The sequence below is a fragment of the Mesorhizobium sp. M0854 genome, from assembly GCF_040319815.1.
Lineage (GTDB): Bacteria > Pseudomonadota > Alphaproteobacteria > Rhizobiales > Rhizobiaceae > Mesorhizobium.
The window spans coordinates 190,480-207,887 of the sequence record NZ_JAMYOL010000009.1 but is presented as its reverse complement, the minus strand read 5'-3'; the positions used below and the strand labels follow the sequence as shown (position 1 = coordinate 207,887).

Annotated in this window: 13 protein-coding genes; 7 read left to right on the top strand and 6 right to left on the bottom strand. The window is 62.8% G+C overall.

The annotated features are described in order from the left end of the window. Positions 1-111 precede the first annotated feature (111 nt). The 4 genes from NKH99_RS16900 (at position 112) to NKH99_RS16885 (ending at position 4,350) form a co-directional block, all read left to right on the top strand. Positions 112-741: a hypothetical protein gene (locus tag NKH99_RS16900; protein ID WP_353014761.1), complete on the top strand. Its 630-nt coding sequence runs from the start codon at positions 112-114 to the stop codon at positions 739-741. 104 nt (positions 742-845) lie between these two features. Next, positions 846-1,601: a dienelactone hydrolase family protein gene (locus NKH99_RS16895; RefSeq protein WP_352681607.1), complete on the top strand. Its 756-nt coding sequence runs from the start codon at positions 846-848 to the stop codon at positions 1,599-1,601. 68 nt (positions 1,602-1,669) lie between these two features. Further along, positions 1,670-2,230 carry an RNA polymerase sigma factor gene (locus NKH99_RS16890; RefSeq protein ID WP_352452095.1) on the top strand — a complete coding sequence of 187 codons (561 nt, stop codon included), beginning with the start codon at positions 1,670-1,672 and terminating at the stop codon, positions 2,228-2,230. 2 nt (positions 2,231-2,232) lie between these two features. Next, positions 2,233-4,350 carry a vWA domain-containing protein gene (locus tag NKH99_RS16885; protein WP_353014760.1) on the top strand — a complete coding sequence of 706 codons (2,118 nt, stop codon included), beginning with the start codon at positions 2,233-2,235 and terminating at the stop codon, positions 4,348-4,350. 149 nt (positions 4,351-4,499) lie between these two features. Here NKH99_RS16885 and bmt read toward each other — a convergent pair whose 3' ends face one another. Beyond that, on the bottom strand, positions 4,500-5,516 hold the full coding sequence (bmt, locus tag NKH99_RS16880; protein ID WP_352454606.1) for a betaine--homocysteine S-methyltransferase: 1,017 nt from the start codon (positions 5,514-5,516) through the stop codon (positions 4,500-4,502). An 88-nt stretch (positions 5,517-5,604) separates the two neighbouring features. Then, on the bottom strand, positions 5,605-6,447 hold the full coding sequence (locus tag NKH99_RS16875; RefSeq protein ID WP_352452091.1) for a helix-turn-helix domain-containing protein: 843 nt from the start codon (positions 6,445-6,447) through the stop codon (positions 5,605-5,607). Between the two features lie 228 nt (positions 6,448-6,675). On the opposite strand from NKH99_RS16875, the gene NKH99_RS16870 reads away from it, so the two are divergent. Together NKH99_RS16870 and NKH99_RS16865 are read left to right on the top strand one after the other, a co-directional pair. Next, entirely contained in the window at positions 6,676-7,686 is a 1,011-nt protein-coding gene (locus NKH99_RS16870) for a fatty acid desaturase (protein WP_352815778.1), read from the top strand. Between the two features lie 83 nt (positions 7,687-7,769). Next, complete coding sequence (locus tag NKH99_RS16865; protein WP_353014759.1) at positions 7,770-8,570, top strand: phosphate/phosphite/phosphonate ABC transporter substrate-binding protein; 801 nt, start codon at positions 7,770-7,772, stop codon at positions 8,568-8,570. A 109-nt stretch (positions 8,571-8,679) separates the two neighbouring features. Here NKH99_RS16865 and NKH99_RS16860 read toward each other — a convergent pair whose 3' ends face one another. The 4 genes from NKH99_RS16860 to NKH99_RS16845 all read right to left on the bottom strand — a co-directional run bounded on the left by NKH99_RS16860 (position 8,680) and on the right by NKH99_RS16845 (position 15,980). Continuing rightward, positions 8,680-9,993, bottom strand: coding sequence for a M24 family metallopeptidase (locus tag NKH99_RS16860; RefSeq protein WP_353014774.1), 1,314 nt, complete (start codon positions 9,991-9,993; stop codon positions 8,680-8,682). A gap of 25 nt (positions 9,994-10,018) precedes the next feature. After that, complete coding sequence (locus NKH99_RS16855) at positions 10,019-11,596, bottom strand: ArnT family glycosyltransferase (protein ID WP_353014758.1); 1,578 nt, start codon at positions 11,594-11,596, stop codon at positions 10,019-10,021. Between the two features lie 88 nt (positions 11,597-11,684). Next, entirely contained in the window at positions 11,685-14,270 is a 2,586-nt protein-coding gene (locus tag NKH99_RS16850) for a GcvT family protein (RefSeq protein ID WP_352470302.1), read from the bottom strand. Between the two features lie 132 nt (positions 14,271-14,402). Beyond that, complete coding sequence (locus NKH99_RS16845; protein ID WP_023676493.1) at positions 14,403-15,980, bottom strand: trimethylamine methyltransferase family protein; 1,578 nt, start codon at positions 15,978-15,980, stop codon at positions 14,403-14,405. 208 nt (positions 15,981-16,188) lie between these two features. Between NKH99_RS16845 and NKH99_RS16840 the strand changes: the two genes are divergently transcribed. Then, on the top strand, positions 16,189-17,349 hold the full coding sequence (locus NKH99_RS16840) for an MFS transporter (RefSeq protein ID WP_352815771.1): 1,161 nt from the start codon (positions 16,189-16,191) through the stop codon (positions 17,347-17,349). Positions 17,350-17,408 lie beyond the last annotated feature (59 nt).

The following is a 17,408-nucleotide window of genomic DNA, read 5'->3' as shown; positions in this document are numbered from 1 at the left end:
TCATCCACAAGGAAGTCTGGCGGAGCGCCTTCTCCGACCCGGACAAGAAGGGATGATCCCGAGCGCGGCATGACTCAAACAATCGCGGCGGCACTTTCCGTCCATGGCCTTATGCTTCGCGGCGGCTTCAATTTTGCAGGTGCTGAAGAAACACCCTCCGGTCTCTCCGGCGCTGCCGCCAGATCCGTTCTGCTGGTGGGGCAGGCGGGTGCCGCACCTTGGCCGCACTTCCTGCCCTGGTTGGAGAAACAGTCACAGCCGATCGACGATCCGCTCGACAGATGGTCTCGCGAAGTGATCGGCGCGGTGGCCGAAAGATTCGGGGCACGCGCGGTGTCGCCGTCCGACAGGCCTTATCTGCCATTCCAGCAATGGGCGATGCGTGCGGAGGGGCTGAAGCCGTCGCCGCTCGGCATTCTCATGCATCCGCAATACGGGCTCTGGCATGCCTATCGCGGCGCGCTGCTGTTCGAAAATGAGATTGCGCTCCAAGAACCCTACGACGTGATTCACCTTTGCGATACATGTTTGGAAAAACCTTGCCTGAAATCCTGTCCGGTCGAGGCTTATTCTGCGAATGGTTTTGCACATGAAACCTGTCTGGCCCATGTGCGCGGGCAAAATGGCGCGCCCTGCCGGACCGGCGGCTGCCTTGATCGCAACGCCTGTCCTTACGGCACCGATTATCGCTATCCGGCCGAGGTTCAGGCCTTTCACATGGCAGCATTCGCGCGTCTGTAGCGTCGCCGAATGCCGCACGAAATCTTGAAGCAGATCGCCTCATTACAGCTTGCGGCGACGGTCAGCGCGGATATCTATCGCACGACACGTCAACGGAGCGGGTGATGGCCAAGCAAGCGATGCAGATCAAGACAAGCGACGGCATTGCCAAGGCCCGGCTGTTCCGTTCGGCGGCCCCAGCCAAGGCAGCGATCATCCTCTACATGGACGTTTTCGGTCCGCGACCGGCGCTTGATCAGATGGCGGAGCGGCTTACGAGCGAGGGCTATGCGGTGCTTGTGCCGGACCTTTTTTACCGCAATGCGCCCTACGGTCCGTTCGATCCCAAGACTGCGTTCGGCGACGAGAGGAGCAAGGCCGCCATCACAGGTCTGCTCGGCGGCACGACCCAGGAGATGACGATCCGCGACAGCGGCGCTTTCCTCGATGCGCTCGCTGCCCAAGGCCTAACCGGGCCGGTCGGCATAGTCGGCTACTGCATGGGCGGAGCGCGGGCGCTGAACGCCGCGGCCAGCTATCCCGACCGCATCGCCGCCGCGGCCAGTTTTCACGGCGGCAATCTGGCTGGTGACGCCGCCGACAGTCCGCATCGGAAGGCCGCCTCGGTCAAGGCAAGGGTCTATATCGGCACTGCCGGTGTCGACCGCAGCTTTCCGCCGGAGCAATCGGCGCGGCTCGCCGAAACACTGCGCGCCGCCGAGGTTGATCATGTCATAGAGAACTATGCCGGCATGGCGCATGGCTGGTGCATGCCGGACCATAGTGCCTTCGATGCAGCCGGCGCCGAACGCCACTGGAAGCGGCTGACGACGCTGTTTGCGGAGACGCTCGGCCAAGTCACGCCAACCATTACGACGTGACCGCCCACCAAAAAATTCTTTCCATCGCCCCAAGGAACCGCCATTAGCCTTCGTCCAACAGGCAAATGATGGCGATGATGCTGGACGAAAGCGAAGCCTCCGACGCCGAACTGATCGGACGGGCGAAGGGCGGAGACCGGGGTGCTTTCGGCAAGTTGCTCGAAAGGCACTATGGTTTCGTCTATCGCGCCGCCTATCGTTGGTGCGGGAAAAAGGCCGACGCCGAGGACATCGCCCAGGAAGTCTGCGTCCGGCTCGGGCGGGCGATCCGCGACTATCACGGCAGCGGTGCCTTCACGACGTGGCTCTACACCATGACGCTGAATGCGGCGCGCGACATGATGCGCAAGACCGCCCGCGAGACGGTCAAGACCGAGGCTTATGGCGCCTATGCGCTAATTTCGGGGGAAATCTCGGCCGAGCCGGAAGACCCGGCCGAGGCGCTCTGGGCAGCGGTGCGCAAGCTGCCGGACAAGCAGCGCGATGCGGTGCTGCTGGTTTATGGCGAAGGGCTGAGCCACGCCGCCGCCGCCGAGGCGATGGCGATCTCGGAGACGACGGTTTCTTGGCACATCCATGAAGCGAAGAAACGGCTGAAGACGCTGATGCGTTCAGCCGGGGAAGTGTGACCATGGTCGACGACAACGAACTGAACAGACTGCGCGACATCGCAGCACCGGCGCCGGACGCGGACGCAAAGGCGCGTGCCCTCCAGGCCGCGCTGCGCGCCTATGACATGGAAGAAAAAACTTTGCCGGGCGCCCAAGGATCGGTGAGCGGGCTTCGTCTCACAGAGCGAGCACAAAGGCTCTGGAGCGAAATCATGCAAAAGAAACTCTTCGCCACGCCGGCCATTGCCGGGCTCGTTGCCCTGCCGATCGCCGGATACGCTACCATTTATATGCTGGGGGAATCCAAATTCGGCGGGCCCGAATTCGGCGGGGATAAGATCACCGAAACGCTGGCTGACAAGCCGACGACCGTCAAACCGCCGGTCGTTGCCGAAGCGGACAAGCAGAAGAAGGCGGACGCCGACAGTGAAAGCCGCGACACCGGCGAGGCGCTTGTGGCGCCGACATCGCCGCCGAAGGCGGAATCGACCGCAGTCGGCGGGCTGACGCAGCAGGATGTGCTCAGCCGCAATGCACCCGAACCGCAGCCGAGCAGCGAGCTTGCGTTGAACGGCGACGCAAGCTCCGCGGCCCCTTCAGCCGATGGCGGCGCGCGGGTCGGCCGCATGCCTGGCACGGTTGCCGAGCCCAAGCTGATGGCACAGCAGCCCGCCGCTGCGCCGGCCGACCAGATGCTGCCGCAAGAGGAAAACCGCGACCGCGTCGAGAATTTCAAGACCAACCCGGTGCATGCCGCACTTGAAGACCCGGTCTCGACCTTCTCGATCGATGTCGACACCGCTTCCTATTCCTTCATCCGGCGCTCGCTCAAGGAAGGCTTTATCCCGCAGGCCGACACGGTTCGCGTCGAGGAGATGGTCAACTACTTCCCCTATGACTGGAAAGGCCCGGACTCCGCCTCGACGCCGTTCAACTCGACCGTCAGCGTCATGCCGACACCGTGGAACGAGCACACCAGGCTGATGCATGTCGCCATCAAGGGTTTCGACGTGAAGCCGGCCGAGCAGCCCAGGGCCAATCTGGTCTTCCTGATCGATGTGTCGGGGTCGATGAACGAGCAGGACAAGCTTCCGCTCCTGCAGTCGGCCTTCCGACTGCTGGTCAACAAGCTGAGACCTGACGACACCGTCTCGATCGTCACCTATGCGGGCGATGCCGGTACCGTGCTGGAGCCCACCAAGGCTTCGGAAAAGGACAAGATCCTCGCTGCCATCGACAATCTGACATCCGGCGGCTCGACGGCAGGCGAGGCCGGCATCAAGGAAGCCTACAGGCTGGCGCAGAAATCCTTCGTCAAGGACGGCATCAATCGGGTGATGCTCGCCACCGATGGCGACTTCAATGTCGGCCAGACCGACGACGACGACCTGAAGCGGCTGATCGAAAAGGAGCGCAAGACAGGCGTATTCCTGTCGGTGTTCGGCTTCGGCCGCGACAATCTGAACGACCAGATGATGCAGACCATCGCCCAGAACGGCAATGGCACTGCTGCCTACATCGATACATTGGCGGAGGCCGAGAAGGTGCTGGTCGAGGATGCCTCCTCGACACTGTTCACCATCGCCAAGGACGTGAAGATCCAGGTCGAGTTCAACCCGAACAAGGTCTCGGAGTACCGGCTGATTGGCTACGAAACCCGCGCCTTGAACCGCGAGGATTTCAACAATGACCGGGTCGATGCCGGCGAGATCGGCTCAGGTCATTCAGTCACCGCGATCTACGAGATCACGCCTAAGGGCAGCGGCGGCGAACAGATCGACCAACTGCGCTACGGCCAGGCCTCGGTGAACAATGGCGGTGTCGCCAATGCCGACGAATATGCTTTCGTCAAGATCCGCTACAAGCTGCCGAACGAGGACACCTCGAAGCTGATCACCAGGCCGGTAACGTCAGCCAACGAGGTGGCGTCGTTCGATCAGGCCAGCACCGACCAGCGTTTCTCTGTTGCCGTTGCTGCCTTCGGCCAGAAGCTGCGCGACGAGGATGCTACCGCGAAGTTCGGCTACGACAAGATCATGCAGATTGCCACCGCCGCCAGAGGAGCCGATCCGTTTGGATACCGGTCCGAGTTCCTCTCGCTTGTGCGCCTTGCCTCGGCGCTCGGCGGTAACCGGTAGTGGCAATGACGGCCGGTTTCTTTCAGATGGGATCGTTCTGATAGGGGGAGCCGGCCTACGGGCGGGTGAGGCAGGCCGGCGAGGGAAACCTTGCCGGCCTTTTTTCGCGGCCGCACCGCTTCGCGCGGACCATGTCGCAGACGAAAGCGTCAGGCGCGTCCGCGGCGCCGCTCGCGGCGGGCTTCGCTGGTCTCGGCGACATTGACCGTAGCCTGCTTGTTGCGCATCGGGCCGATGCGTTCGACGATCTGCTCGACGGTCGGGCGATCCGACTTGGTGTGCGCATCGAGCGCCTTGCGCATTGCGGCGAGGTGCTGGAACGAGGTGCCGCAGCAGCCGCCGACGATTTTGGCGCCGGCATCGACGGCGAGGCGCACATAGTCGGCCATCAGCTCGGGTGTGCCGGAATAGTAGATCTCGGCACCGCGAAATTCGGGAATGCCGCAATTGCCCTTGACGATCACCGTTGCTTCCGGCTTCGCCTCGGTCATGTCGAGCAGCGACGCGAGAATGTCGGAGGCGCCGACACCGCAATTGGCGCCGACACCGAGCGGTGTCTGCGACAGGCCATCGACGACGCCGTGGATGTCCTTCGGCAGCAGTCCCATCATGGTGCGGCCGGCGGTGTCGAAGGAGCCGGTATAGGTATAGGGCAGGCCGACGCGGATGGCGGCTTCGGCGGCGGCGCGGATTTCGTCTGGCGCCGACATGGTTTCGATCCAGGCGACTTCGGCGCCGCCGGCCTTCAGCCCCTCAATCTGCTCGGCAAAGGCTTCGACCGCCTCGTCATAGGTCATGGCGCCGAGCGGCACCAGCAACTCGCCGGTCGGGCCGACGGAGCCGGCCACGATCACCTTGCGGCCGGCGTTGCCGGCGACGGCGCTTGCGATCTCGGCCGCGCGCTTGTTCAGCGCATAGACCCGGTCCTGCGCGTGGTGCAGCTTGAGCCGATGGCGGGTGCCGCCAAAAGAGTTGGTCAGGATAATGTCGGCGCCGGCATCGACAAAGTTCTGGTGCAGGCTGGTGATGGTGTCGGGCGCGGTCTCGTTCAAGAGCTCGGGAGCCTCTCCGGCCTCAAGGCCCATGGCGAACAGATTGGTGCCGGTGGCGCCATCGGCGAGCAGGACGCCCTTTTCGGCAAGCAGAGCGTCGATCGGATTGGTCATGTGAAATACGCCTTCCCGGAAGAATAACTGAGATAAGGATATAAAGAATTCTTTATGTGCCGTCAATGTCGGCACGTAGAGCAACCGGTCAAAATCGCATCTCCGCCAGCTTTCGTGTGAAGCTGGCCGCTTCATGCGCGTTGACGTCCGCGGCACGGATCAGATTGTCGAAATGGCTGGTCAGGATGCGGATCGGCTGCGTGGCGTTCAGCACCAGATACATGTCGCCGACGTAAATGGCGGCGCGATAGGGCCCGAAGATGGTGTAAGGGATCGAATAGCGCATCCGCCCGTCATAGAGAAACAGGCGGAAGGTGGGATAGAGGTCGTCGAGCAGCGTCGCCATGTGCAGGAGCTGCTGGTGGCGGTCGGCCTCCGGAAAGCGGTCCCACACGCCCAGCCCGCGTGCGAAGATCTCCAGCGTGTGGCGCGGCATACAGACTTCCATGTCGGTTTCGGGCCGTCGGTTGTAGTCGATGCGGTACTGCGTTTCGCCGGCCTGTGCCTCGCGACTCTTGTTGGCGATAACGGCTTCGTAGTCGACAAGCGCCTCGGTGCGCAGAAGATCGGGAATGCCGGCCGGCACGTAGCGGATTTTCGTTCCCGCCGCCTCGGCATGCCAGCGAGCCAGCAGCGTGCGGTCGAAGCCGTCCGGCGCCTCCTCGATCTCAAGGCTCTCGCGGATTTCACCGGTGACGCCCTCGTCGTGGCTGAGGCCGAGCAGCCAGTCGAGCGAGACTTTGAATTCGGCGGCGATGTTGAGCAGCGTTTCGGCGCGGGGAAGGCGGATCGACGCGCCGGAGAGCAGCTGCGACAGCGCCGAACGGTCGATGCCAACCGCGGCGGCGAAGGCCGACTGGTTCAAATCGGACCTTGTCAAGAGCATTTTCAGGCGCTCGCGAAAGATCGTCGACAGGTCGCGCTTGTCCAAATCGCTACCCCATTCAATAGGAGGAAAAATTTGCGCTTAAAGCCGCGAACGCGGGCTTCAGGCGTAAATGAATCCTGTTGGCTGTTTACAATACATAACATATGCAGCTGAAAATGCGCAATCGCAACAGTTTGTGCGCTTTATCGCGTTGCGCCGACGCAACGCTCCTGACACAATGTTGTCAGGAATCAAACGGGTTCCGGCGACTGGAAGGCAGTGGTCGATAGCATGACGAGCATGGGCAACAGGCGACACGGCGCAGCGACCATCGAATGGCCGACCGTATTTCTCGCACTTCTATGCTACGGCGGCTGGCTCGCTGCCGGCTTTCTGCTCTGGCCATCCTACCCGTTGCTGGCACTCGCCTTTCTGACCATGATTGCGGCGCTGCAATCCTCGCTGATGCACGAGGTCCTGCACGGCCACCCAACCCGGAATGCGCGGCTCAACGAAGTCTTTGTGTTCCTGCCGATTGGCCTTGTCTGGCCGTTTCGCCGGTTCAAGACCATTCACCTGCGCCACCATGCAGACGAGCGCCTGACCGATCCGCTCGACGATCCCGAAAGCTATTACAAGGCGCTCTGGCAGCACGAGGAGCTGCCGTCGGCGATGAAATTCCTGCTGAAGATCAACAACACAATGCTCGGCCGTTTCGTGCTGGGCCCGTGGCTTTCCTGCATAGGGTTCTTCATCGACGACGCCAGGCAGGTTGCCGCGGGCGACAACGTCGTCCGCAAGGCCTGGCTGCTGCACGCGATCGGCCTCGCCATCGTGCTGCCCATCGTGCAGTTCGGCTTCGGCATGCCGTTGTGGCTTTACGTTCTGGTGCCGGTATGGCTGGGACAATCGCTGATTTCGATTCGAACCTACGCCGAGCACCAATGGTCGGAACATCCGGAAGGCCGCACGATCATCGTCGAGCGCTCGCCGCTGTCCTTCCTGTTCCTCAACAACAATCTGCATTTCGTCCATCACAAGAGCCCGACGGTGGCCTGGTACAGGCTGCCGAAGCTGTTTGCCGACCGCCGCGACGAGTGGCTGCGGATGAACAATGGCTACGCCTATCCGAACTATTTCGCGCTGCTCAAGGCCTATGCCTTCAAGGCGAAGGAGCCGGTCGTCCATCCCGTGCTGCGGCGCATGCCGGAACCGGGACGCGCATTCAAGCCGCGCGTCAGGGCACGCAGCCTCAATGGGCTTGGCAGCGCGCCGGTACCCGCCGAGCCGCCGAAAGAATGATTCTTGCGTTGTTGCAGGCGGTGCCGCGCGGACGACGCTTTCCTGACCTTGCCAATTTCCCCGCATAACGGTCAAATCCCGGCATGAGCGAATTCATTGCGGCTTTGCCGATGTACGACTGGCCGGAAGCGCGGGACGATGTCGACGCGCAATGGGCGCGGCTGCGCGATGCTTTCAGACAAAAAGGCATCGATGCGCCGGAGACGATCATTCGCCGCACCGGCGATTTGCCCCCCGTGCCTGGCGGTATTCGCGACGATCAGGGAAAACCCATCGCGCCCGATCCGGCGACATTGCCGCCGGACGAACTGGATTTTCACCAGCTCTGGCTGCATCCGGCGCTGCTCTTTGCGCAAACCTGCTGGGGACCGATGGAACTCGGCCTGTCGCAGCATGTCCAGCTCGTCGGCCAGCCGCGTTACGACGCCTTCGAGGGTGGACAGGGCGAACTCTATTCGAGCGCCATCGTCATGAGGGCGGGCGAGGCACCGCCGGCAAGGGCGCCGGCCGACGGCGGTGCCGTCATTCCGCTCGATCAGCTTCGCAGCAAGCGCTTCACCTTCAACAGCCTCGATTCCATGTCGGGCATCATCGCGCCAGCCCGCGACCTGCAAGCATTGGGCGAGAGTTTGGATATCTTTTCCGCGCTGAGCGAAAGCTGTGGGCACCGTGCTTCGATCGTTGCCGTTGCCGAGGGCAGGGCGGACGTCGCGGCTATCGATTGCGAGAGCTGGGCGCTGGCGCAGAGTTTCGAGCCGGCGGCGCAGAAGGTGATGGTCGTCGGCTGGACAAGGCGGCGCAAAGGCTTGCCGTTCATCACGGCCAGGACAACGCCGGAAACGATCGTCGCTGCGATGCGCGAGGCGATCGCCGCGCTCGCATAAAGCGCGTCGCGTTCGGTCGGCCTCATGCGACGCGCTTTAGATTCTTGTTTTATGCATGTCGTTATCGCAAAGCCGCTGCACACTTTTGCGCGACATGCATTAGCGTCGCTCAGCCGCCAAGCAGCCGATTGTCGAGCGGGTAGGTCGAAAGCTTCTCGTTGCCGGTTTCAGTGATCAGGATCTGTTCTTCGATCTTGACGCCTTCGTAGCCGCCAAGCCGACCGATATAGCTCTCGACGCACAGCACCATGCCAGGTTCGAGCACTCCGTCCGGTGTGTCGTCGGTCCAGTCGCCAGCATGCGGCAAGGTCGGGTATTCGTCGGCTAGGCCGACGCCGTGATAGAGCACCCCGTAACGGGCCGGGAAGCAGTCTCCCGGTGGCACTGACGAGCACTCGACGAGGTCGCGGAACGATATGCCCGGCCGCATCAGCTCCGTGTTGTGGGCGATCTGGTCGGCGGCGATGCGGAACAGATCGCGCTGCTCATGCGACGGCGGCGCGTCACCGCAAAGCCAGGTGCGCGAAAGGTCGGCGCAGAAGCCGTAAGGACCGATCAGGTCGGTGTCGAAAGCGACGAGCTCGCCGGCCTCGATCGTCCGCGACGAACACTCCTGGAACCATGGATTGGTGCGCGGGCCCGACGACAGGAGCCGGGTTTCGATCCATTCGCCGCCGCGCGCGATGTTGCCGCGATGGAGTTCGGCCCACAATTCGTTCTCGGAGATGCCAGGCCTCAACGCCTTCTCCATCTCGCCCATTGCCGCCTCGCAAGCGGCGATCGCCCGGCGCATGGCAAGGATTTCGTCGGGCGATTTGATCAGCCGCGCATTTTCCATCACCGCCTCGCCATTGCCGGTCGAGATGCCGAGGCGGGCGAGCTCTTCGATGCCCTCGGGATTGATGTGGTCGACTGCGATGCGGCGATTGCCGCCGCCATGTTCCAATACCAGGTCGGCGATGCCGGCTGCCCAGCGGCGGGCTTTTTGGCCGGTCAGCTCGCCGCTGTACAGATAAGCCCACGACACCGCCGGCCGCACCTCGTCGACGACGCCGGAATGATCGGAAAGGTGCTCGCAGGAGAAATAGTCGAACAGCACCACCGGGCCATCGGTGGCAACGAAACAATGCCTGGTCCGATTGTGTGCGACCCAGAGCTGCATGTTGGTTGCGTCGGTGGCATAGCGGATATTGACCGGATCGTAGAGCAGGGCTCCCGCATAGTCGCGGCGCTTCAGCTCGGCGCGGATGCGCTCGAGCCGATATCGGCGCATGGCGGGCAGGTCAGGAGCAGCAATGCCCGCCGCCTGCCATTCGACTTCCGCCAGCGCTCCATAGCCCAGCGCATGCTGGTTGAGTTCAGCGGCCTTCAGCCGCGATTTTTTGTGCAGCACATCGTTCGAGCCGTCCGGCTCGAACGGCATGATCTTGCGGTGATGACGGGGCCGGTCAGTCGGGTTCCTGTCCACCCTCGGCTCCTCCGCTAACGCCTTCCTTGGGCGCCGTGGTTTCTCCCACCGCCATTCTCTTCAATCTTACATAGGCGCCGGCCCGGGCGGACTTGCCGGTGCCGCGCAACAGCGGAACCATCATTTGCCGTGGTTGGCCGTCCGGCTCATAGCCGGCCGCTTTGAGCTGCTCCAAAATGACCGGACGCGGATCGTCTCGGTCAAGCCAGACGAGTACGGCCGGCTCCTGCATCAGCGTTTCGAAATTAGGCACTTCCTGGTCAAGTGCGACCAGGTTTTCATCGACCAACCGCAGGTTTCCGACCCATGCACCATCAGATATTGCGGTTTTGACCGGTCCGTCCGCAGTCAGTTGGCGATAGAGGGCGGGGTAATCCACGCGGATCATCCGCGAGAGGCCACTGGTCCCGTTTATCTGGACGTACCAGGTGGCGGGCGCGAGCAGCACGGCGATGATCGCTCCAGCCGCGATCACCAGGAGCTGCGCATTCCTGCCGCGCGGCGCCAGCCGTTCCATAGTGGCGACGATGGCCAGCGGCAACATGAACAGGACCGGTAGCAGCCAGCGGTCCTTGACCACCGTCACGCCGGTGGCAAGTACAAGTAGTGCAAGCATGGCCAAGCCGAGCGCCAAGGTACGCCACAACAGAATTTCCCTTGCCGGACCTTTCGGGTGCCGCTCGGAGAAACGGAACTTCGCCAGCCAGAACGTGAGGGCGGAAACGAGCACCGGCAAGACCGCGAAATTGAAGGTGCCCATGATAAACTTGCCGGCGCCGACAAAGGCCGCCGCCACGCGCCCTTGTTGCGCGTCTATTCCGAACTTCTCGCCTCTCGACAATAAATCGGCGGGATGCATGAGGCTCCAATAGGTGGTTGGCGCCAGCACCAATATCGCGACCGCTATGCTGATGGCGACCTTCGGATCGAGAATCGCGCTGCGCCATTCGCGCAGCGACAGCACGGCCGCAACAAGGGCCACCACGAGGAAGACATCATTATATTTGGCAAGAATTGCCGCCGCCGTGGCCAGGCCAAACGCCGCATAGGCGATCATGCTTCGCCGCTCGAGAAGATAGGCCATGGCCAGCAGGAGCAGCGAGCAGAAGCCGACGACGGCGACGGAATGCGACAAGGCGCGCTGCGATTCCCAGACGATCTGCGGGATCGTAAACAGGCCGAACATGGCCGCCGCCGCTGTCGCTTTGGTGTAGCTGAACCGCCGCATGGCGGCGAACACGCTGCAGGCGGCAAGGAACAGCACGGAGTATTTGACGAGCTTCAGCGTGAAGATACTGGTGCCGAAAACATGCGCGGCCAGCCAGTTGATCCAGGTGTACAGGGGTGGTTGCGAGCCGCCATATCCAGCCCAGAGATACGGAACATAGATCAGCTGCTCCGCATCATCGATGCCGACGCCGGTTCCCGCCCAAGAGCTCAACAGGGACAGTATGATGGTCTGCAAGGCAAAGTAAGCCGCGACCATGACGATCGCCGCCGGGAAGGGGCCGATCCGTCCCTCGGCCAGCCACTCGGCCCATCTCAGATTGTACTTCAATGAAATCTCATCGCCCTTGCCAGCAGAGTGTTGCCGGCTGCGCTAGCATGAAGAGTATGCTCCGCACAATGCGACCGGCTGGCTGCGCCTACGTCCTCATCTTTTCGCCGCTCGGGTCGAAAGGCGGTTCGACATTGACGCGTGCGGGACGCCGGTGCCCGAGGATTTCGATCTCGAACAGGCCGGCGCTCTCGTTCTCGGCAAGCGCCGCCGGTACATATCCCTGCGCCATCGACTTCTCGACATAATGCGCATAGCCGCCGGAGGTGACCCAGCCGACCACGCGCCAGTCGCCGTCGACAATGCCGCGCACGGCAGACGCGCCTTCGGCGGCGTTCGAGCCGCGCACTTCCTTGCCGCCCGCGTCGAAGCGCGGCGCGCCATAGCCATGCGGCTTTTCCACGGTGCCGTAATCCTTGCCGCCGACCTTGGCCCAGATCGGCTCGTCGCCCATGACGTCTGCATCCGCGGCATCGACGATGAAGGAGACACGGCGCAGTTTCGGCCCTTCTGCCTGTTCCTTGGCCGCTGCTTCCCGGCCGATGAAGTCGTTCTTCTCCAGCTTGATGAAGCGGTCCATCGAGCCTTCGAACGGTCCGTAGATCGGACGTAGCTCGCGGAACCAGGTCGGGAAGTTCTTTTCAAGGCGCATAGAGAGCAAAGCCCGCATGCCGAAATCGACAAGCCCAAACTCTTCGCCAGCCTCCTTGATCGCCTTGTAGACCAAGCGCTGGTAGGCAGGCGCCATCCATATCTCGTAGCCGAGGTCGCCGGTGTAGGTGATGCGATTGACCATGCAGGGCGCGCCGCCGACCGCCATTTCGCGGAAATCCATAAAGCGGAAGGCCGTGGTCGAGATGTCGACATCGACCAGTTTCTGCAGCAGGTCGCGGGATTTCGGCCCGGCGATGGAGAGACCGACCAGCGTCTGGTCGAAGCGGTGGATGCGGATGCTTCCGTCCTTCGGCAGATGCTTCTCGAACCAGCGCATGTGGTATTTTTGCGCTGCCGAAGAACCCCATATCATAAAGCGTTCTTCCCCACCCCTTGGGCTCGCCTTGGCGATGGTGAAGTCCCCGATCAGCCGGCCGAACTCGTTCAGCATGGGCGTCAGCACGATGCGGCCGGTCTTCGGCATGCGATTGGTCATCAGACGGTTGAGGAAGTCCTCGGCCCCTGGTCCGGAGACTTCGTATTTGGCGAAGTTGGCGATCTCGGTGACGCCGACCTTCTCGCGGGTGGCGCGCACTTCCTCGCCGATCGGGCCGAAATCATTGGAGCGGTGGAAGGACACAACGTCCTTCGGCTCCGAGCCTCTCGGCGCGAACCAGAGCGGGGTTTCGAGACCCCAGCTGTCGCCCATGACGGCGTTATTGGCGATCATGGTGTCGTAAAGCGGGGTCGTCTGCGCTGGTCTTGCCGCCGGTAATTCCTCGTTGGGAAAGCGGATGGAGAAACGGCGCGAATAATTTTCGCGGACCTTTGCGTTGGTATAGCGCAGCGTTGCCCATTCGCCGAAGCGCGCAACGTCCATGCCCCAGACGTCGAAGCCGGGGTCGCCATGGACCATCCAGTTCGACAGCGCCAGGCCGACGCCGCCGCCCTGGCTGAAGCCGGCCATGACGGCGCAGGCGCACCAGAAATTGGTCAGGCCCTGCACCGGGCCGACCAGCGGGTTGCCGTCCAGCGCGAAGGTGAAGGGGCCGTTGATGATCTGCTTGATGCCGGCCTTTTCGATGCCGGGGAAATGCTTGAAGCCGATCTCGAGCGACGGCGCGATGCGGTCGATGTCTGGCTGCAGCAGCTCGTGGCCGAAATCCCAGGGCGTGCTGACCGGCGACCACGGCTTGCAGGCCTTTTCATAGGTGCCGAGCAGTATGCCGTTGCGCTCCTGGCGGGTATAGATCTCGCCCTTGAAATCGAGCACGCCAATCATCTCGCGGCCGGTCGACTTGTTGAATTCCTCGACCTCCGGCATCGGCTCGGTCAGGAGATACATATGCTCCATGGCCAGCACTGGCAGTTCGACGCCGACCATGCGACCGATCTCGCGCGCCCACAGGCCGCCGCAGTTGACCACATGCTCGGCTTTGACTGTGCCTTGCTCAGTGACGACGTTCCAGGTGCCGTCGACCTCCTGCGTCAGTTCCACGACGCGGTTGCGCAGTACGATCTCGGCGCCTAGCTTCCTGGCGGCCTTGGCATAGGCATGGGTGGTGCCGGAAGGGTCGAGATGGCCCTCGACTGGATCCCACATGGCGCCGACGAAATTCGTCTCGTCCATCAGCGGGAACATTGCCTTGGCTTCGGACGGCGTGATCAGTTCGGTGTCCATGCCGAGATAGCGGCCCTTGGCGTGGGCGAGCCGCAAGAAGTCCATGCGCTCGGGCGTGTCGGCCATCATCACGCCGCCGGTCAGGTGCAGCGAGCAGGATTGGCCGGAAATCTCCTCGATCTCCTTGTAAAGCTGCACCGTATAGGCCTGCAGCTTGGCGACGTTGGGATCGCCGTTCAGCGTATGGAAGCCGCCCGCCGCATGCCAGGACGAGCCGGAAGTGAGCTCCGAACGCTCGATCAGCATGATGTCGGTCCAGCCAGATTTGGCCAGATGATAGAGCACCGAGCAGCCAACGACGCCGCCGCCGATGACAACCGCTTTTGCATGAGATTTCATGAAGATAGATCCGTTTTTGAAGAGATTGAATCGAGTGAGCGGGGCGCGAAAACAAAGCGGAGATGGGATACAGCGATGTTTCGGGCCAGCCTGCCATCAAGACGGAGTGGGGGTCGACTACTCATCAGATGATCAAAAATCGGTCGGCGCGCCGCCTTCGGCCCGGCGCTTGTCGACGAAGGCGTTGAGCTCCTCCCGGATTGCCGGATCCATGTAAGGCTCTTCATAGGAGGCCAGCCGTTCCTTCCAGACGCGATTGGCCTTTTCGAGCGCCGTCGGCGATCCGGCCTCCGCCCAACTCTCGAAATTGCGCCAGTCCGAGATAATAGGCGCATAGAACGCGGTCTTGTAGCGGTCCTGCGTGTGCTGGGTGCCGAAGAAATGGCCGCCGGGGCCGACGGACTGTATGGCGTCGAAACCGAGTGCTTCCTCGGAAAGATCGAGCGGCGTCAGGAACTCTGCGACCATCTGCAACAGGTCTATATCCAGGATGGTCTTCTCATAGGAGCAGCGCAGGCCGCCTTCGAGCCAGCCGGCGGCATGCATCATCAGGTTGCCGCCGCCCTGGATGGCGCCCCACAGCGAGAACACACTTTCATAGGCGGCCTGCGCGTCGACCGTGTTGGCTGCGCAGGTGTTGGAGGTGCGGTAGGGGATGTTGTAGCGGCGGGCGAGCTGCCCGCCGACCAGCTGCGCCTTCATATATTCCGGCGTGCCGAAGGCCGGCGCGCCGGACTTCATGTCGACATTCGAGGTGAAGCCGCCGTAGCCGACAGGCGCGCCCTTGCGCACCATCTGCGCGAAGGCGATGCCGGACAGCGCCTCGGCATTCTGTTGCACCAGCGCGCCGGCAATCGTCACCGGCGCCATGGCGCCGGACAGGGTGAACGGCGTCACGATGACCACCTGGCCCTTGCTCGACATCTGGATGATGCCTTCCATCATCGGCACGTCGAGCTTGAGCGGCGAATTGGTGTTGATGATGGTGAATACCGACGGCTCCGCAAGCAACTGCTCATGGCTGATGCCACGTGCGATCCTGGTGATCTCGATGCCGTCGACGTTGCGCTCCTTGCCGAGCGAATAGATGTGGAACATCTTGTCGGTCAGCGTGGCGAGGTCACGGATGCATTCAAGATGGCGGACGGACGGATGGATGTCGATCGGCTCGACCGGATAGCCGCCCGTGCAGTTCAATATGTTGTGCATCTGCGCAAGCTTGAGGAAGTTGCGGTAGTCCTGCTGGTTGCCTGGCCGGCGGCCGCGGTCGACGTCTGAGCAATTGGGTGCCGACGCCATCATCGAGATGATCAGATTATCGCCGCCAAAGCGCACGTTGTGCGCCGGGTTGCGGGCGTGGATGGTGAACTCCGGCGGGCAGTGCGCAACCAGTTCCAGGATCATGTCACTGTCGAAGCGCACCCGCTCGCTGCCTTCGCGGACATCGGCGCCATGCGCCTTCATAATGCGCCGGGCTTCGTCATGCAGCACGTCGACGCCGATTTCCCGCAGCACGCGCAGAGAGGCGAGGTGGATAGATTCCAGCTCGTCGTCGGAAACCAGCCGGGTCGGCGCCAGCGGGTTCTTCAACTGCCGAAACGGCGGCTGCTCGAACGCCGCCGATCCGCCGGCACGCTTTCCCGCGCGGCCGCCGCGACGGGCGCGGTCGTTTGCCAATGCAGGTTCGGCGGGCTGAAGGGCGGCGGTCATGATAGTCCTCGTACGCTGCGGCAATGCGGCGGCATAATGGACTGCCGGCCGGCCAGCCATTGCGGAGGCGGCGACCACTAGGACGAGGGAAGCGACATGCCTGAAGGGCAGCCGGAGGGATCGTCAGGCTCTTATCTCTTCCGGCTGGCGCAAGCGGTTTTCGTTGCCGGTGCTTACCGCGATGAAAGCGAAACGCTAGTCCTGCATCATGGACCGGGCGGAACAGGACAGCGGCGAGACAGTGCAATGGGCGGCGATCACCGGCGTGATCGCCACCGTCTCGGTGTTCGCCATCGCGCAAGGGCTGAGCTATCCGCTGTTGAGCTTCATCCTGCAGCGCCAGGGCGTCTCGCCGGCCATGATCGGCCTGTCGGCGGCAATGACGCCGATCGGCTTCATCGTCTCGTCGCCGCTGGTTCCGGCGCTGGCACGGCGTTTCGGGGCAGGGCGCACCGCGCTTACTTGCGCGGCACTTTCCGCGCTGGTGCTGGCGCTGATCGGCTGGACGCAAAATGTCTATCTGTGGTTTCCGCTGCGCTTTTTGATCGGCGCCGTCACCAACCCGCTCTACGTGCTGAGCGAAGTCTGGGTGATCGCACTGGCGCCGCCGGCACGCCGCGGCCGCGTCATGGGCATCTATTCGACCATCATTTCGGCGGGCTTTGCGGCGGGGCCGCTGTGCCTGCTTGCGGTCGGCACCGAGGGATGGCCGCCGTTTCTCGTCGGCATCGCCGCATTCCTGTTTTGCGGCGCCTGCCTCGCCTCGGTGCTGGCACGGCTGCCCAAGGTCGACGAGAGCGGGCACCGCGTTTCGGTGCTGGGTTTCGTGCCGCAGGCGTGGCTGCTGTTATCGGCGGTGATCGTGGCCGCCGGTTTCGAACAGGCGGTGCTCGCCTTGCTGCCGGTCTACGGAACACATTATGGCATCGCCGAAGCGCGCATGTCGGCGCTGCTGTCGGTGATGATCGCCGGCAACATCGCTATGCAGGTGCCGCTCGGCCTGCTGGCGGAACGACTGACGGCGCGGCTGGTGCGGTTCATCTGTGTTTCGATGACGGTGCTCGGATGCGTTCTGTTGCCGGCTCTCATCGAGACGCCGCTGATCTGGCCGTGCGTCTTCATCTGGGGCGCGGTTTCCTACGGCATTTACACGATGTCGATCATTGAACTCGGCGAGAGGTTCACCGGCTCGGCACTGGTCGCCGGCAACGCCGCCTTCTCGCTGATGTGGGGCGTCGGCGGCATCGCCGTGCCGCCGCTGGCGGGCAGCGCCATGGATGTTGTTGGCGCCGGCGGCCTGCCAATGACGCTCGGTGCCATTTGCCTGGCGCTGGCAGTTGTAACGGTCATTCGAAGACGGATGGTGTGAATGCCAGAAAGCCGCCGTTTCTGACGAATAACTTGAATGTAAGCGGCCCCATGTCGATC

What these genes read in the sequence shown, in the direction of transcription:
- NKH99_RS16885 (WP_353014760.1), top strand. Translation starts at nt 2,233, where the DNA reads ATGGTCGACGACAACGAACTGAACAGACTGCGCGACATCGCAGCACCG.
- NKH99_RS16845 (WP_023676493.1), bottom strand. Translation starts at nt 15,980, where the DNA reads ATGACCGCCGCCCTTCAGCCCGCCGAACCTGCATTGGCAAACGACCGC.
- NKH99_RS16895 (WP_352681607.1), top strand. Translation starts at nt 846, where the DNA reads ATGGCCAAGCAAGCGATGCAGATCAAGACAAGCGACGGCATTGCCAAG.
- NKH99_RS16900 (WP_353014761.1), top strand. Translation starts at nt 112, where the DNA reads ATGCTTCGCGGCGGCTTCAATTTTGCAGGTGCTGAAGAAACACCCTCC.
- NKH99_RS16850 (WP_352470302.1), bottom strand. Translation starts at nt 14,270, where the DNA reads ATGAAATCTCATGCAAAAGCGGTTGTCATCGGCGGCGGCGTCGTTGGC.
- NKH99_RS16860 (WP_353014774.1), bottom strand. Translation starts at nt 9,993, where the DNA reads ATGCCGTTCGAGCCGGACGGCTCGAACGATGTGCTGCACAAAAAATCG.
- NKH99_RS16865 (WP_353014759.1), top strand. Translation starts at nt 7,770, where the DNA reads ATGAGCGAATTCATTGCGGCTTTGCCGATGTACGACTGGCCGGAAGCG.
- NKH99_RS16870 (WP_352815778.1), top strand. Translation starts at nt 6,676, where the DNA reads ATGACGAGCATGGGCAACAGGCGACACGGCGCAGCGACCATCGAATGG.
- NKH99_RS16840 (WP_352815771.1), top strand. Translation starts at nt 16,189, where the DNA reads ATGGACCGGGCGGAACAGGACAGCGGCGAGACAGTGCAATGGGCGGCG.
- bmt (WP_352454606.1), bottom strand. Translation starts at nt 5,516, where the DNA reads ATGACCAATCCGATCGACGCTCTGCTTGCCGAAAAGGGCGTCCTGCTC.
- NKH99_RS16890 (WP_352452095.1), top strand. Translation starts at nt 1,670, where the DNA reads ATGGCGATGATGCTGGACGAAAGCGAAGCCTCCGACGCCGAACTGATC.